The organism is Oceanibaculum sp. (assembly GCF_022449305.1).
In the GTDB taxonomy this organism is placed as follows: domain Bacteria; phylum Pseudomonadota; class Alphaproteobacteria; order Oceanibaculales; family Oceanibaculaceae; genus Oceanibaculum; species Oceanibaculum indicum.
The window spans coordinates 1-15,967 of record NZ_JAKUSO010000041.1 but is presented as its reverse complement, the minus strand read 5'-3'; the positions used below and the strand labels follow the sequence as shown (position 1 = coordinate 15,967).

14 protein-coding genes and 1 pseudogene are annotated in these 15,967 nt (G+C 67.3%); 3 read left to right on the top strand and 12 right to left on the bottom strand.

Translation table 11 applies throughout. The features are described 5' to 3' along the window. The first annotated feature begins 1 nt into the window (after window position 1). The gene (locus MK313_RS12455; RefSeq protein WP_287781882.1) at window positions 2-592 is read left to right on the top strand and encodes a TlpA disulfide reductase family protein; all 591 of its coding nucleotides are present in this window, start codon (window positions 2-4) and stop codon (window positions 590-592) included. On the opposite strand, the gene MK313_RS12450 is transcribed toward MK313_RS12455, so the two are convergent. From MK313_RS12450 to MK313_RS12420, 7 genes are all read right to left on the bottom strand, one after another. Continuing rightward, window positions 593-1,462: a 3-hydroxybutyryl-CoA dehydrogenase gene (locus MK313_RS12450; protein WP_040706262.1), complete on the bottom strand. Its 870-nt coding sequence runs from the start codon at window positions 1,460-1,462 to the stop codon at window positions 593-595. Window positions 1,463-1,597: 135 nt separating this feature from the next. Continuing rightward, window positions 1,598-2,548, bottom strand: coding sequence for an electron transfer flavoprotein subunit alpha/FixB family protein (locus MK313_RS12445; RefSeq protein WP_287781881.1), 951 nt, complete (start codon window positions 2,546-2,548; stop codon window positions 1,598-1,600). Window positions 2,549-2,573: 25 nt separating this feature from the next. Then, window positions 2,574-3,323, bottom strand: coding sequence for an electron transfer flavoprotein subunit beta/FixA family protein (locus tag MK313_RS12440; RefSeq protein ID WP_008943018.1), 750 nt, complete (start codon window positions 3,321-3,323; stop codon window positions 2,574-2,576). 141 nt (window positions 3,324-3,464) lie between these two features. Continuing rightward, window positions 3,465-4,046: a cob(I)yrinic acid a,c-diamide adenosyltransferase gene (locus MK313_RS12435; protein ID WP_287781880.1), complete on the bottom strand. Its 582-nt coding sequence runs from the start codon at window positions 4,044-4,046 to the stop codon at window positions 3,465-3,467. Window positions 4,047-4,056: 10 nt separating this feature from the next. Continuing rightward, on the bottom strand, window positions 4,057-4,248 hold the full coding sequence (locus MK313_RS12430) for a twin transmembrane helix small protein (protein ID WP_040706312.1): 192 nt from the start codon (window positions 4,246-4,248) through the stop codon (window positions 4,057-4,059). 50 nt (window positions 4,249-4,298) lie between these two features. Then, on the bottom strand, window positions 4,299-6,005 hold the full coding sequence (locus MK313_RS12425; RefSeq protein WP_287781879.1) for an acyl-CoA dehydrogenase family protein: 1,707 nt from the start codon (window positions 6,003-6,005) through the stop codon (window positions 4,299-4,301). Window positions 6,006-6,104: 99 nt separating this feature from the next. After that, a complete protein-coding gene (locus MK313_RS12420) occupies window positions 6,105-7,019 on the bottom strand; it encodes a methyltransferase domain-containing protein (protein WP_287781878.1) in 915 nt (304 codons plus the stop codon). Window positions 7,020-7,125: 106 nt separating this feature from the next. On the opposite strand from MK313_RS12420, the gene MK313_RS12415 reads away from it, so the two are divergent. After that, on the top strand, window positions 7,126-8,064 hold the full coding sequence (locus tag MK313_RS12415; RefSeq protein ID WP_287781877.1) for an AEC family transporter: 939 nt from the start codon (window positions 7,126-7,128) through the stop codon (window positions 8,062-8,064). 146 nt (window positions 8,065-8,210) lie between these two features. Here the strand turns inward: MK313_RS12415 and MK313_RS12410 are convergent, their stop codons facing one another. Genes MK313_RS12410 through MK313_RS12390 form a run of 5 tightly spaced genes read right to left on the bottom strand, consistent with a single transcriptional unit; the run spans window position 8,211 to window position 15,346 of the window. Beyond that, window positions 8,211-11,018 (bottom strand): ATP-dependent DNA helicase, encoded by a 2,808-nt coding sequence (locus MK313_RS12410; protein ID WP_287781876.1) that lies wholly within the window; start codon window positions 11,016-11,018, stop codon window positions 8,211-8,213. A gap of 21 nt (window positions 11,019-11,039) precedes the next feature. Then, window positions 11,040-11,822: a methyltransferase domain-containing protein gene (locus MK313_RS12405; protein ID WP_287781875.1), complete on the bottom strand. Its 783-nt coding sequence runs from the start codon at window positions 11,820-11,822 to the stop codon at window positions 11,040-11,042. Window positions 11,823-11,834: 12 nt separating this feature from the next. Continuing rightward, window positions 11,835-13,226 (bottom strand): sensor histidine kinase, encoded by a 1,392-nt coding sequence (locus MK313_RS12400; RefSeq protein WP_287781874.1) that lies wholly within the window; start codon window positions 13,224-13,226, stop codon window positions 11,835-11,837. Between the two features lie 9 nt (window positions 13,227-13,235). Next, entirely contained in the window at window positions 13,236-14,657 is a 1,422-nt protein-coding gene (locus tag MK313_RS12395; protein WP_287781873.1) for a dihydrolipoyl dehydrogenase family protein, read from the bottom strand. Beyond that, the gene (locus MK313_RS12390; RefSeq protein ID WP_287781871.1) at window positions 14,654-15,346 is read right to left on the bottom strand and encodes a TVP38/TMEM64 family protein; all 693 of its coding nucleotides are present in this window, start codon (window positions 15,344-15,346) and stop codon (window positions 14,654-14,656) included. The genes MK313_RS12395 and MK313_RS12390 overlap by 4 nt, the downstream gene beginning before the upstream one ends. Window positions 15,347-15,595: 249 nt before the next feature. Between MK313_RS12390 and lysK the strand changes: the two are divergent. Continuing rightward, a pseudogene (gene lysK, locus MK313_RS12385) lies at window positions 15,596-15,946 on the top strand (lysine--tRNA ligase); the annotation flags it as partial. Window positions 15,947-15,967: the final 21 nt, after the last annotated feature.

Genomic DNA, 15,967 nt, shown 5'->3' with positions numbered 1-15,967 from the left:
AATGTTCAGCGTAACGACAAAGCACACGGCCTTCGCAGCCGCCTTGTTCTGCCTCGGCCTTCTCGCCGGTCCTGCGCAGGCGCAGCCGCCGCTGGGGCCGGAAATGGCGGACTTTACCCCCATCCAGCCGCCGCGACCAGCGCCGGAAACGGGCTTCACGGACGAATCCGGAAAAAGCCTGACGCTGGCCGACCTGCGCGGCACGGTACTGCTGGTCAATCTCTGGGCGACCTGGTGCGCGCCCTGTGTCGAGGAGATGCCGGCGCTGGATGCGCTGCAGGCAAAGCTGGGTGGCCGAGACTTCCAGGTGCTGGCGGTGTCCACCGACCGCGGCGGGGCGAAGCAGGTGCGCCCCTTCTACGAGAAGCACGGGCTGAAGAAGCTCGCCATCTATCTCGACCCGAAGACGGCGCTAACCCGCGCGCTGGGCGCCAAGGGCCTGCCGACCAGCATCCTGATCGACCGCGAGGGCAAGATGGTCGGGCAGCTGGTGGGCGCGGCGGCCTGGGATTCGCCGGACGCCATCGCCCTCATCCGCCACTATATGGACAAGCCTGTCCCCGCCAGCCTGCAACGTGCGGCGGCGGATTGATCAGCGGGTGGGGACGGGCTTCTCGCCGCTATAGTCGTAGAAGCCGCGGTTGGTCTTGCGGCCGAGCCAGCCGGCCTCGACATATTTCACCAGCAGCGGGCAGGGGCGGTACTTGCTGTCGGCCAGCCCGTCATACAGCACATGCATGACCGCGAGGCAGGTATCCAGCCCGATGAAGTCGGCCAGCTCCAGCGGGCCCATCGGATGGTTGGCGCCCAGCTTCAGCGCGGTGTCGATGGCCTCGACCGAGCCCACGCCCTCATAGAGCGTATAGACCGCCTCGTTGATCATCGGCAGCAGGATGCGGTTCACGATGAAGGCTGGGAAATCCTCCGACACGGCAACCGTCTTGCCGAGATCGAGGGCCAGCTTGCGCACCGCCTCGAAGGTCTGCTCCCCGGTCGCGATGCCGCGGATCAGCTCGACCAGCTGCATGACCGGCACCGGGTTCATGAAATGCATCCCGATGAACTTCTCCGGCCGGTCGGTGGTGGCGGCCAGCCGTGTGATCGAGATGGAAGAGGTGTTGGAGGCGATGATCGCATCGGCCTTCAGCGCCGGGACCAGCGTGCGGAAGATCGACCGCTTGATCTCCTCATTCTCGGTCGCCGCCTCGATGACCATGTCGCAATCGCCGAAGATGGCGTAGTCGGTGCCGGTCGAAATCCGCTTCATCGCGGCCTCGGCGGTGGCGGCCTCGATCTTGTCGCGCGCCACCATGCGCTTCAGGTTCTGGTCGATCTTCTCGACCGCCGCGTCGAGGCGTGACTGTTCGATGTCGGACAGCTTCACGTCATAGCCGGCCGTGGCACAGATCTGGGCGATACCGCTGCCCATCTGCCCGGCGCCGATGATGCCGATGATCTTCATATTGCCCACCCTTGCGCCTGTGTTGCCCGGCATCCGCGCAAAATCGCGGCCCGGCCATCCCTCACCGGCCCCGTTCGACGGGGCGTTCGGCGCACCGCTCCCGAGGGTTTCCCCCGGAGGGTGCGCCTTTTCTTGTTATTTGCCGAGTTCGGCTTCCAGTTCCGGCACGATCTTGAACAGGTCGCCCACCAGGCCGTAATCGGCGACCTGGAAGATCGGCGCCTCCTCGTCCTTGTTGATGGCGACGATCACCTTGGAATCCTTCATGCCCGCCAGATGCTGGATGGCACCCGAGATGCCGACGGCGATGTAGAGTTCCGGCGCCACGATCTTGCCGGTCTGGCCGACCTGGTAGTCGTTCGGCACGAAGCCGGCATCGACCGCCGCGCGGCTGGCGCCAACGGCGGCACCCAGCTTGTCGGCGATCTTATCGAGCATGTGGAAATTGTCGCCCGACTGCATGCCGCGACCGCCCGAGACGATGACGCGGGCGCTGGTCAGCTCCGGCCGCTCCGACTTGGAGAGTTCCTGGCCGACGAAGCTGGAGGTGCCGGCATCGCCGGTCGAGTCCACCTTCTCCACGCTGGCCGAACCGCCCTCGGCAGCAGCCGCGTCGAAGCCGGTCGCGCGCACGGTGATGATCTTCAGCGCATCGCTGGACTTCACGGTGGCCAGCGCATTGCCGGCATAGATCGGGCGCACGAAGGTGTCGGCGCCCTCGACCGCGACGATCTCGGATATCTGCTGTACGTCCAGCAGCGCTGCGACGCGCGGCATGACGTTCTTGCCCGAGGTCGTGGCCGGCGCCAGCACATGGCTGTAGCCGCTGGCCAGCTTCACCACCAGCGGGGCCAGATTTTCAGCCAGCGCATTGGCGAATTCAGCCCCGTCGGCGACCAGCACCTTGGCAATGCCGGCGATCTTGGCGGCGGCCTGCGCGGCGGCATCGCAGCCGGAGCCAGCCACCAGCACATGGATATCCCCGCCCCCGTTGTGCTGGGCAATCTGCTGGGCGGCGGCAACGGTGTTCAGCGTCGCCGGCTTCAGCGACGCGTTGTCGTGTTCTGCAACGACAAGAATGCTCATGTTCTTTTCCTCGCGTCCTGCTGCCTTAGATGACCTTGGCTTCGTTGCGCAGCTTGTCCACCAGCTCGGCGACGCTGCCCACCTTCACACCGGCCGAGCGCTTCGGCGGCTCGCTGACCTTCAGCGTGGTCAGGCGGGGCGCGGTATCGACGCCGAGATCGGCCGGGGTCATCTGGTCGATCGGCTTCTTCTTCGCCTTCATGATGTTCGGCAGCGAGGCGTAGCGCGGCTCGTTCAGGCGCAGGTCGGTGGTGACGATGGCCGGCAGCTTCAGCGAGACGGTCTCAAGGCCGCCATCGATTTCGCGCGTGACCTGCACCTTGTCGCCTTCCGGCGCAACCTTGGAGGCGAAGGTGCCCTGCGGCCAGCCCAGCAGCGCGGCCAGCATCTGGCCGGTCTGGTTGCAATCATCGTCAATCGCCTGCTTGCCGAGGATGACCAGCTGCGGCTGCTCCTTCTCGACGACGGCCTTCAGCATCTTGGCGACCGCCAGCGGCTGCAGCTCGTCATCGGTCTGCACATGGATGCCGCGGTCGGCCCCCATGGCGAGCGCGGTGCGGATCGTCTCCTGCGCCTGCTGGACACCCAGCGACACAGCGACAATCTCCTCGGCCTTGCCGGCCTCTTTCAGACGGACGGCCTCTTCGACGGCGATTTCGTCGAAGGGGTTCATGGACATCTTCACATTGGCCGTCTCAACGCCCGAACCGTCCGCCTTCACACGGACCTTGACGTTGTAATCGACGACACGCTTAACGGCGACGAGAACCTTCATGATGACTCGGTTCCTTCAGGAAATTCCTCCGATAGAGCCGCCTGTGTTAGGGGAGGCGGCTTTTTGTGTCAAGCGACCCTAGCCGATTCCTTCGGCAATGCACAATAAACCCTGCCATGCGGAAACATCCTTTCCGCCGGCCTATTGCGCCTCGCGCGTCGCGCCCGGAATCCACAGCACGTCTCCGGCCCCCTTGTCGTTCAGGAACCGCCCCAGGACGAACAGATGGTCGGAGAGCCGGTTCACATATTGCAGCGCAGCAGGATTGACCGGCTCGCGGCGTGACAGGCGGGTGATGGCGCGCTCGGCGCGACGGGCCAGCGTGCGCGCCAGATGCAGATGCGTGGAGGCCGGTGTGCCGCCCGGCAGCACGAAGGAAGAAAGCGGCGCCAGCTCGGCGTTCATCGCGTCGATCTCCCGCTCCAGCCGCTGTACCTGACTGTCGAGGATGCGCAGCGGCTCGTAGCCCAGATCCTTCCCATCGTCCGGCGTGCAGAGATCGGCGCCAAGGTCGAACAGATCGTTCTGGATGCGCCCCAGCATGGCATCGGCGTCGGGCAGGCTGGCGGTATGCAGCCGGGCGATGCCGATGGCGGCATTCGCCTCGTCCACCGCGCCATAGGCGGCGACACGCAGCGCGTGCTTGTCCACCCGCTTGCCATTGCCCAGCGAGGTTTTGCCCTTGTCGCCGCCGCGCGTGTAGATGCGGGTCAGCTTCACCATGCGGGACGCCTCAACGCATCAGCATGGCGATGGCGAACAGCGCCAGCGCCACGGCCTGCGCGATGATGCGCAGGCGCATCAGCTTGTTGGAATTGCGCCGGTTGAAGTCGCCGCCGCGCGCCATCGCGAACAGGCCGGTTCCCAGCACCGCCAGCGTGATCAGCATGGCGATGACGGTCAGGATGAAGAAAATATCGCTCATGCCATCCATATAAGCCGCCCCGATGGGAAGTCACAACGCCGGGAGTGCGCTCAGTTGCGTCCTTCCATGCGCCGCGACAACAGGCCGCGCCCCACGACATGGGCCTGAATCTCGGCCGCACCCTCGAAGATGTTCAGGATGCGGGCATCGCACAGCACCCGGCTGACCGGATATTCATGGGCATAGCCATTGCCGCCATGCACCTGCAGCGCATTGTCGGCGTTCGACCAGGCGACACGGGCGGCCAGCAGCTTGGCCATGCCGGCCTCGATGTCGCAGCGCCGGTCGCTGTCCTTCTCGCGCGCCGCGAAATAGGTCAGCTGCCGGGCGATCATGGTCTCCACCGCCATCCAGGCCAGCTTGCCGAACACGCGCGGGAAGTCGTAGATCGGCCGCCCGAACTGGATGCGCTCGCGGGCATAGGCGAGGCCCAGCTCCAGCGCGTTTTGCGCCACGCCAACGGCACGCGCGGCAGTCTGGATGCGCGCACTCTCGAAGGTCGCCATCAGCTGCTTGAAGCCCTGCCCCTCGATACCGCCCAGCAGGTTTTCCGCCTTCACCTGGAAGCCGTCGAAGCCCAGCTCGTATTCCTTCATGCCGCGATAACCCAGCACATGGATCTCGCCGCCGGTCATCCCCTTGGCCGGGAACGGGTCCTCATCCGTGCCGCGTGGCTTTTCTGCCAGGAACATGGACAGGCCCTTATAGCCGCTGTCCGGCGAGCCGGTGCGCGCCAGGATGGTCATCATGTCAGTGCGTGCGGCATGGGTGATCCAGGTCTTGTTGCCATGGATCGCGTAGTGATCGCCCTCGCGCACGGCGCGGGTGCGCAGGTTTGCGAGGTCGGAACCGGTATTCGGTTCGGTGAACACGGCGGTCGGCAGGATCTCGCCGCTGGCCAGCTTCGGCAGCCAGTGTTCCTTTTGCTGCGGCGTGCCGCCCAGGCGGATCAGCTCGCCGGCGATCTCCGAACGGGTGCCCAGCGAGCCAACGCCGATATAGGCGCGGGACAGTTCCTCCGTCACCACGCACATCGCCATCTTGCCGAGGCCGAGGCCGCCATTCTCCTCCGGGATGGTCAGGCCGAACACGCCCAGCTCCGCCATCTGCTCGACCACGGCGATGGGGATCAGTTCGTCCTTCAGATGCCAGTCATTGCAGAAGGGCGCGACTTTCTCCGCGCCGAAGCGGCGGAACTGGTCGCGCATCATTTCCAGCATCTCGTCATCGAGGCCCAGCGCACCGAAATCGCCGCTGGTCAGGCCGTCCGCCATCAGTTCAGAGAGGCGCAGCCGCACCGCGTTGGTGTAGCCAGCGGCGATCAGCTTTTCGACAGATACCGTGCGAAAAGCCGCGACATCCGCCGCTTCCAGCCCGAAATCGCGCGGCCGCACCATCTCCACCTGCGAGATCGCGATTCCGCCCGCGATCTGCGCCAGATATTCGCCGAACGCGGCCTGCAGGATCAGCGCCTCGAACTCGCGCAACGCGCCCTGTGCCTCCAGCCGTTCCGCCCAGCCCAGCATCTGGCGCAGCGATTCGGTGTAGGTGGCGAGCCAGGAAACGCCATGCACCGCCAGCTGTTCGCGGTCGAGCAGGGCGCTGCTGATCTTGCCGTCCGGCGCCACCAGCGCGCCGACATTGCGCAGCGCCGAATCGGTCAGCCGGTCGGCGGCCTCGACCGCGTCGCGGCAGGCCGGCAGCAGATCGGCAATCACGATATCGGCGGGGTCGGTCTTCAGGGCTGCGCTGGACATGGCGGTTCCTCGATATCTCGGTTCTTGGCGTTGTCGGTTACTAATTTGCACAAATCGGGCGCTTTGCCACCCGCGCCCGGCGCAAGGCTCCCCCTCGCGTCAGTTCGGCTTCACCCCGGTGGAGACTTCCACCCCGCCCAGCGCCTCGGCCAGACGGGCGGCGGCACTACCGGGTTTCAGCGGCTTCTGCTGGGTCGCCGCATCCGGTACCCAGCCGGTCAGATAGAGTACCTGGAAGGTTGCCGGGATGCGCCCATCCGGGCCGGCGAACCGCTCCTGATACAGCTCCGCCGCGCGCAGCAGGGTGGCGCGCTTCGTGAACCCCTTGCGGCGTTCCAGATGCGCGTTGGTCTCGCCCATACCGCGCAGATCGCGCATCAGCGCCAGCGCATTGTCATAGGTCACCTCCAGCCAGTCGCTGTCCACCACCGGCAGGGCGAAGCCGGCGCGCTGCAGCAGCCCGCCGGCATCGCGCACATCGGCGAAGGGGGAGAGGCGCGGCGACAGCCCGCCCTCGACGTCGATCTCCGCCTGCGCCATCACCTCGCGCAGCTCCACCAGCGTGGTGCCGCCCAGCATCGCGGCGAGGAACAGCCCGTCCGGCTTCAGGGACTGGCGAATTTGCAGGAAGGCACCCGGCAGGTCGTTCACCCAGTGCAGCGACAGGCAGGAGGCGACGAGGTCCAGCGACCCGGCGGCGAAGGGCAGCGCCTCCTCATCCAGCGCCAGCGCCGGATGCCCCCCCGCGCGCGCCGCACCGGCCATGCCGGGCGACAGATCGGCGGCGATCACCCGCTCGATGCCGTTGCGGCCGGCCAGTTCCGCCGCCAGTTCGCCATGATGGCTGCCGAGGTCGAGCGCCAGCGGGAAGCGCCGGTTGATGCCGTCCAGCCGGTCGGCAAGCCGTGCCGCCACCTCCCGCTTCAGGAAGGAGAAGCCGGAAAAACCGGCAGCCGCGCGGTCGCGGCGGGCACGGACGGAAGGGCGGTCGAAGACGAGCATGCTATCGGACATGCCGGGAATATGGCGCGCCGGCCCTGCCCTGCCAATGACGCATGTGAAACAGGCATGCATGCGAAGTCTCGACCCCTGCGCGCGGGGCTTGTAAGGTCGCGGCGCCATGCAAGCCGTCTTCAACGTCGCCCTGCCCGTTTTCGGGATCATGTTCGCCGGATACATGTCCGGGCGGCTGGGCCTGCTGGGCGAAAGCGCCTCGCAGGCGCTGAACAGCTTCGTCTATTACTTCGCCCTGCCGCCGCTGCTGTTCCTGTCGATGGCGCAGGTGCCGCTGGAGCAGATTTTCAACTGGCCCTATCTCGCGGCCTATACGGGCGGCGTGCTGGCGGTGTTCGCCATGGCGATGATCGCCGGGCTGATGCTGTTCCCCGGCCGTCCGGCGCTGCACTGCATGCAAGGGATGGCGGCGACCTTCTCCAACACCGGCTATATGGGCGTGCCGCTGTTCATCGCCGCCTTCGGCGAGCAGATGCTGCTGCCGGCGCTGATCGCCACCGTCTATAACGGCGCGCTGGTGGTTGGCGTGATGGTGGTGCTGATCGAACTGGACATGAAGGCCGGCAGCCGGCCGCTGCTGATCCTGCGCGGCGTGGCCGTGGCCATCGCGAAGAACCCGCTGGTGATGTCCACCGCCATCGGCATCCTGTTCTCCGCCTGGCAGATCGCGGTGCCGGTGCCGATCGAGAATTTCTCCAAGATTCTGGGCGCCGCCGCCGGGCCGGCGGCTTTGTTCTCGATGGGGCTGTTCCTTTATGGCAAGCCGATGACGGCGGGCCTTGGCGAGGTCGGCATCATGACCTTCCTGAAGCTGATCGCGCAGCCGCTGATCACCTGGTGGCTGGCCGTGCCGGTGATGAATCTCGACCCGTTCTGGGCCGCCTCGGCGGTCATCATGGCGGCGCTGCCGACCGGCGGCCTGGCCTTCGTGCTGTCGCTGCGCTATGGAATCTACACCCAGCGCATGAGCGGCACGATCCTGATGTCCACCGTGCTGTCGGTGGTAACCGTCTCCTTCGTGCTGGTGTATTTCGGCATCGAGTAGGGGATTTCGAGCGTGCCGCCCCCCTCAGACGCCACACCCGGCCTTGTGCCGGGGGTCCATGCCTCCGCTTACTGGATGCCTATCGAGTAGGCTGAACCCTGGATTCCCGGGACAAGCCCGGGAATGACGGTTCGTATTATGGCCCCTCACCCCCGGGCCTGGCCCGCCTGTTCGGCCGCCTCGTCCGCCGTCCCGAAGAATTCCCTGACACCGGCTACCGCCTCGGCGAGGCCGCCGCGCTGCACCGCCACCCCTTCCGGGAAGGCGCCGGCAAGCCGGGAGGGCATCATCGGGTCGAGCAGCACGAACACGCCGTGATCGTCGCCGCGCCGCACCAGCCGGCCGAAGGCCTGTTTCAGGCGCAGCCGGGTGATCATGTCGTCATAGGCGCGCTTGCCGAAATGCTCCCGCCGGGCGCGGTGCAGGATATCCGGGCGCGGCCAGGGCACCCGGTCGAACACCAGCAGCCTGAGCGAACGTCCCGGCACATCGACACCGTCGCGCACCGCGTCGGTGCCCAGCAGGCAGGCCGCCTCCTCCGCCCGGAAAATGTCGATGAGCGTGGAGGTGTCGAGCCCATCGACGTGCTGGGCATAGAGCGGGATACCAGCCTGATCCAGCGGGGCGGCAATGCGGCCATGCACGGCGCGCAGCCGGCTGATCGCGGTGAACAGGCCGAGCCCGCCGCCGCCCGAGGCCTGGAACAGCGACCGGTAGGCAGCCGCCACCTGGCCGAGATCGTCCTTGCGCACATCGGTGACGACATAGACGCGGGTCTGGTTCGGATAATCGAAGGGCGAGGGCACGGCGACGCGCACGGCGGGGGCCGGCAGATGGCGGCTGCCGGTGCGCGCCTCTGCGGCGGCCCAGTCGCGCTCCACCTCGCCGGAGCCGTCGCGCAGTGTGGCCGAGGTCACCAGCACGCCCTGCGCCGGCTCCACCACGGAGCGGATGAAGGGCAGCGTCGGATCGACCCAGTGCCGGTGCATGCCGTAATCCATGTCGCGCCCGTCGAACCGGTCCACCGCGAACCAGTCCACGAACTCCTCAGGCGTGCCCTCGGCCAGCGCCTTCAGCATGCCGCGCCAGCCGCCGATCTGCACCTCGCCGCGCCGGGTCAGGCTGCGGGCCACCGCCTCCATGCGCTGGCGGGCGGCGGTATCGAGCTGATCCGCCTCAGTATCCAGCTTCGCGGATATCCGTTTCTTCAGCTCCTGGATCGGCTGCAGCAGCGCGCCCAGCGCGCCCTCCAGCGTTGCCGCCGCGTCGAGCAGCCCGTCGAGCGGCGGATGCGCGTCGGTCTCCATGCCATAGGGGCTGGAGCGGTCAGGCTGGCGGGCGTAGGTCTGCTTGCGCACCAGCGCCAGCAGCGCCTCCGCCGGCCCGTCCGGCTGACCCTCGCCGATGCGGCTGTTCCAGCCCTCGCCGGGCAGGCAGCGGGCAGCATGCAGCACCCGGCGCAGCGCCTCCTCCGCCCGGTCATCGCCGGCGATCATGTCCTCGACGCGGGTCTTCAGCCCGCGTGCACGGCTGGTGCCGCGCCCTTCCGCGCCCAGCAGCCAGCGCCGCAACTCCACCATCTCCAGCGCCGTCAGATGGCCGGAGAAGGCGCCATCGGCGGCATCGAACACATGATGCCCCTCATCGAACACATAGCGGGTCGGCAGGCTGGCGGCATTCTCCCCACCGCCATCGCCGCCGCCCAGCGCGGCCTGGATCATCACCAGCGCGTGGTTGGCGATGACGATCTCAGCCCGGCGGGCGCGACGGATCGACTTTTCGACGAAGCATTTGTGGTAGTGCTGGCAGGCGGCATAGATGCACTCCCCGCGCCGGTCGGACAGGCCGCTGGTCCGGGGCCGCCCCAGCAGATGGGCAAGCCAGGCCGGGAAGTCGCCGCCGACAAGATCGCCGGCACGGGTCGCCGCCGCCCAGCGCGCCATCAGGCCCAGCGCCACACCATCCTGCGGACGCATCGGCAGGGCGCGCACCGCCTCCTCCAGATTCAGCAGGCAGAGGTAGTTCTCGCGCCCCTTGCGCACCACCACCTTCTGCGCCTTCAGCGCGGGGTCGGGAAAAAGCCGGTCCAGCTCGCCATCAATCTGGTGCTGCAGATTGCGGGTGTAGGTCGATATCCAGACCGTGCCCTTGTTTTTTTCCGCCCAGACGCTGGCCGGCGCGACATAGCCCAGCGTCTTGCCCACGCCGGTGCCGGCCTCGGCGAGCACCAGGGCCGGCGCATCCTCCTCCTCGCGCGGGGCGAAAGCGGCGCTGGCGGCAGACGCATAATCGGCCTGGCTGGGCCGGGCTTCGGCAGATCCGCCCAGCAGTTCCGCCAGCCGGGCACGGGCCTCGGCGGGATCGACCGGGAAATGGCTGGGGTTCGGCGGCGGCGCATCCTCCGACCATTCTGGCAGGTCGCGCCAGATATCCATGCCGACCGGGCGCACCGGGCCGGACTGCTCCGGCACCGCCTCGCCCAGCGCCGTCAGCGCGTAGGGTGCCCAGCGCCAGCCACAGGCATGCATGGCGCGGGCGACCGGCCGGGCATGGCGGTCATACTCGATGCCGCCGGGACCGCGCGCCGGATCGGCAAGATCGGCCAGCAGTCGCTGCGCCGCCGCGATCAGTCCGGCGGCCTGCCCGGCAAGATCGCCCGGCGCCGGCAGTTCCAGCGCCGCGATCAGCCCGCGCGGTGTCGGCAGGCAGAAGCGTGCCGGGTGCACGAAGGCGAACAGCTCCAGAAGGTCATAGGCGGCGAAGCCCTGCTGGCCCAGCCGCTCCGCCGTGGCGCGGGCGTGGCACAGGATCGGCGGCTCCAGCACGACGCGCTTCGCCGCGTCGGCGAGGCTCAGCGTCTCGATCTCGCCGTCGGAATCGATCCAGGCGGCCTCGGTACGCCCGGCGACCAGCACCGGTGCTTTCGGCAGAAGAAGGGTAGGGGCGGCATTCATCCGCCGGACTATAAACGCGGCTTAGCGCCGCGCGGTCAGGAAAATCCGCCGGAACGGGAACAACGTCCTGCCATCGGGCTGTTTCGGGTAGGCGATGCGCAGCGCAGCACCGTATTCGGCGACGAAATCGGCGCGCGCCTGCCCGTGGATCAGAGCGAAGACCGGAGTCAGCGCCGTGCCCTTCACCCATTCCAGCACCGGGTCGTCGCCTTCCAGCACATGCAGATATTCGGTCTCCCAGATGTCGATATGGGAAAAGCCGAGATCGCCCAACAGCCGGTAATAGACATCGGGATCGGCCACCGGGTCGCGCAGCAGCGCACCGCCGATGCGGTCCTTCCAGCGCGGCCCCGCCGCCGTCTCGCGCGCCAGCACATGGGACGGCGCGTTGAAATTGCGCGGCATCTGGATGGCAAGGCCGCCAGTCGCACTCACCATGCCGGCGACATGGCGCAGCACCGTGGGGTGGTCGGGAATCCATTGCAGCACGGCGTTGGAATAGACCAGATCGGCGGGAGTCTTCGGCGTCCAGCGCATCAGGTCGGCCTCGACCCAGTCGATGTCGGCACCATGCTTGCGCGCCTTCGCCAGCATGTCCGGCGAATTATCCATGCCGGTGATGCGCGCCTTCGGGAAGCGCGCCTGGATGGCCAGCGTCAGGTCGCCGGTGCCGCAGCCCAGATCGACGATGCTAGCCGGGTCGGCGACCGGCGCCTGGGCCAGCAGGTCGAGGCCGGGCCGGAAGCGCGGGCCGGAGAATTTCAGATACTGGTCGGCATTCCAGCGATCCCCGTCACGCGCCATCGCCCTATCCCCCTATCGCTTTCGCTTTTCCACCGGCAGCAGGATGCGGAAGCAGCTGCCCTCCGGCCCGGTATGCGCCAATTCTACCGTGCCGCCATGGGCCAGCACCAGATCCTTCACGATGGCGAGGCCGAGACCCGTTCCCGCCGCCTTGGTGGAGCCGGCGAAGGGCCGGAACAGCGTCACCCGCACCGTCTCCGGCATGCCCGGCCCGTCATCCTCCACCAGGATTTCCGTGCCCATGTCATCGCGCCGGGCCGAGATGCGAATCCGTTCCGCCCCCGCCTCGGCGGCATTGCGCGCCAGATTAGCGATAACCCGGTGGAACTGGTGGCGGTCGATCTCCACCGTCAGCTCCTCCGGGATATCGGGCACCAGCTCGGCCTGGCGCTCGGCGGGGAAGAAGCCGGTATCGATCTCCTCCGCAATCTCGGCGACGAACTCCCGCAGCCGCACCGGCGCCTTGCTGACCGGCGGATGTTCCTGGGTGAAGTTCAGCGTCTGGGTACAGATGTTGATGGCCCGGTCGATGGTGCGGTACAGCGTCGGCACCACCCGCTTCACATGCGGGTCCTCGCTGCGCGACAGCGTGTCATAGACCAGCGAGGCGGTGGCCAGCATGTTGCGCAGATCGTGATTCACCTTGGAGACCGTGGCGCCCAGCGTCGCCAGCCGCGTCTTCTGGCGCAGCGCCGCCTTCAGGTCGCTCTGCATCGAGGCCAGCTCGCGCGCAGCCGTGCCGATCTCGTCGCGCCGGCTGCTGGCGGGGAAGACCGGCGTTTCCTCAGGGTCGCGGCGGAATTCGGTCATGCTCTGGGTGAGGCGCTGCATCGGCCGCACCAGCATGCTGCGCAGGCTGAAGAAGACCAGCGCCGCGGTGATGAAGGAGATGATGAGCGACAGCGCCAGGATGCGCTCGGAGAAGGCCAGCATCTCGGCGCGCATCGGCTTTTCGTTGAAGATCACGGAGACCACGACCTCGGCATCCTTGGGCGAGGTTCCGGTCGCCTGGATCAGGCGGTCCTCGGTGCGCAGCAGCACGGCGAAAGCATCCATGATGAGGTCGCTCGCCATCGCTGTCCGGAGGTCGAAGGCTTCCGCCGGCCGCAGCGAATCCTCGCTGCCCAGCATGTGCGTCATCTGCCCGTCCTTGAACAGGTCGATGGCATGCGCGCCGACATGGGCCAGCAGCGCCTGTTCCAGATCCTGCGTCACCATGCGGTCGGGGGCGGCATCGATGGTCAGCGCCGCCAGATGGGCCGAGGCCAGCTTCTCCTCCATGTAGGTCTCGCGGTAGCGCGCGATGGAGGGGGTGTAGATCAGCACCTCGGCCAGCATGACGAAGCCGATGGTCAGCACCAGCAGCCGGGCGGACAGCGAACGGGTAAAGGCGTCGAAGGGCATGAACCGGTTTTAGCCGAACTTCAGCAGGAAGCGCACGATCTTCCGTGTGCGCTCGCCGAACAGCTTCGGCGTGTAGAAGCTGCCAGCAGCGCGTTTGCCGACCTCGCCCAGCGTCGGATAGGGCAGGATGAGCGAGGCGATGGCGCCGATCTTCATCTTCTTCGAGACCGCCAGCGCCCACAGCGCGATCAACTCACCCGCCTGCGGGCCCAGGATCGTTGCCCCCAGGATACGCCCGTTCGGCAGGGTAACGATCTTGGCATAGCCTTCCGTCTCGCGCTCGGCCTGCGCCCGGTCATTCTCGTGGAAGCCCCAGCGCAGGATGCGGATATCGCCATGCTGCTGCCGCGCCGCCTCCTCATTCAGGCCGACCTGCGCCAGTTCCGGATCGGTATAGGTGACCCAGGGCACGGCCGAATAATCGACCTTGGCCGGCAGGCGGAACAGCGCGTTGCGGATGACGATGCCGGCGTGATAGCCGGCCATATGGGTGAACTGATACGGGCCGGCGACATCGCCAATGGCGAAGATGCGCCTGTTGCTGGTGCGCAGGCGGGCATCGACCTCGATGCCCTTCTTGCCGTAGCGCACACCGGCGGCCTCCAGCCCCAGCCCCTCGACAGACGGTGCGCGGCCGGTCGCCACCAGCAGATGGCTGCCCGACACCTCCTCGGCGATGCCATCCTTCTCCACCATCACGCTGACACCGCCCTGCTTCGCGGCAACGCCCAGCGCCTTGGTGCGCTCCAGCAGCCGGATACCATCGGCGTACAGCCGCTTGCGCAGCTGCTCGACCAGCTCCGGATCGTCCTTGCCGGCGATCGACGCCATCTCGATCACCGTCACCTCGCAGCCGAGGTTGCGGTGCGCCTGCGCCATCTCCAGCCCGATCGGCCCGCCACCGAGGATCAGCAGATGGGCGGGCTTTTCCGGCATCCCGAAGATCGTCTCGTTGGTGAGGCACGACACGCTCTCCAGCCCCGGTACCGGTGGAATGGCGGCGCGCGACCCGGTGGCGATGACGAAGCGCTTCGCGCGGATGACCGTATCGCCGGCAACCAGCTCTCCCGGACCGGTGAAACGGGCATCGGCCTGAATGACGGTGACACCCAGCCCCTGGAAGCGCTCGACCGAATCGTGCGGCGCGATGGCGGCGATCACGCCAGCGACATGCGCCTGCACCCGGGCGAAATCGACGGTGGCATGACCGTCGATGCCGAAATCGGCGCTGTGATTGGCGATGCGGGCGCGGCGGCCGGCGGCCAGCAGCGCCTTCGACGGCACGCAGCCATAGTTCAGGCAGTCGCCGCCCATCTTCGCGCGCTCCACCAGCACGGTGCGGGCGCCCATCTGCGACGCCCCGGCGGCCACCGACAGCCCGGCCGAACCGCCGCCGATGACGCAGATATCGGTCTCGGTGCGCTGGCTCATCGGTGCGCCCGCTTCCAGGCCTTGTAGCCCACCGGCAGCAGCGACAGCGCGGCGAGACCCAGCAGCGGCAGCAGGATTTCCATATCGAAAATGAGGCCGAGATCCGGCGTGCCGCCGCGCTCGAACAACGCGCCCAGCCCGTTGCCGACACTGACATAGACCAGGCTGCCGGGAATGATGCCGACCAGCGTGGTCAGGGCAAAGACACGCAAGGAAACACCCAGCAGGGCCGGGACGATGTTCACCACGAAGAAGGGGAAGAGCGGCACCAGACGCAGCACCAGCATGTAGGAGACGGCATTCTCGTTGAAGCCGCCCTGCATCCTGCCCAGCCAAGGTCCGGCGCGGCGGCGCAGCGCATCCTGGCACATGTGCCGGGCGGCGAGGAACACCGCGACCGCGCCTGTCGTCGCCCCGGCCACCACGATCAGCGTGCCCGAGGCGGTGCCGAACAGGAAACCGGCCAGCAGGGTCAGCACCGTCGCCGCCGGCAGCGAAAAGGCGACGAACAGCGCATAAAGGACGGCATAGGCCAACGCCGCGAGCAGACCATATTCCGCGACCAGCGCCATCAGCGCGCCGCGATTGTCGCGCACCGCATCGATGGTGCAGTACCGGTTGAGGTCGAGCGCGAAGAACAGGGTCAGCGCGACAGCCAGGACGAGCAGCGGCCAGAATCGGCGCAGCAAAAGCCCTGCACCAGCCTCCCTGCTATCCTGTCCGTGCGTCTGCGCCACCTGATCGCTCCACCCATATCGTTCGAGCCGTATATAAACACATGGCCGGGACACGGCCACTCACCATGCCGTGAACCGGGCCGTGAACCGGGCCATGAAGGGCGCCGTGAGCTACCGCGCGGGGCGGATTCGCTGCATGGTTGACCCGAACCGGACTCCGGCCTAGCTTCCGGCGCTCAAATTAGCGGAAAGTTACGCGCCATGACCTCCATCCAGCCCTTCGAGCGAGACCTCGCCCCCGCCGCCCGCGCCTGGCCCTTCGAGGAGGCGCGCAAACTGCTGGACCGCATCGGGGGAAAAGTGCCGGAGAAGGGCTATGTGCTGCTGGAGACCGGCTATGGCCCGTCCGGCCTGCCGCATATCGGTACCTTCGGCGAGGTGGCGCGCACCACGATGGTGCGCCAGGCCTTCGAGCGCCTTTCCGACATCCCGACCAAGCTGTTCTGCTTCTCCGACGATATGGACGGCTTCCGCAAGGTGCCGGACAATGTGCCGAACAAGGACATGCTGGCCGCACATCTGGGCACGCCGATTACGAGCGTGACGGACCCGATCTCGAACGAATAAACGAGC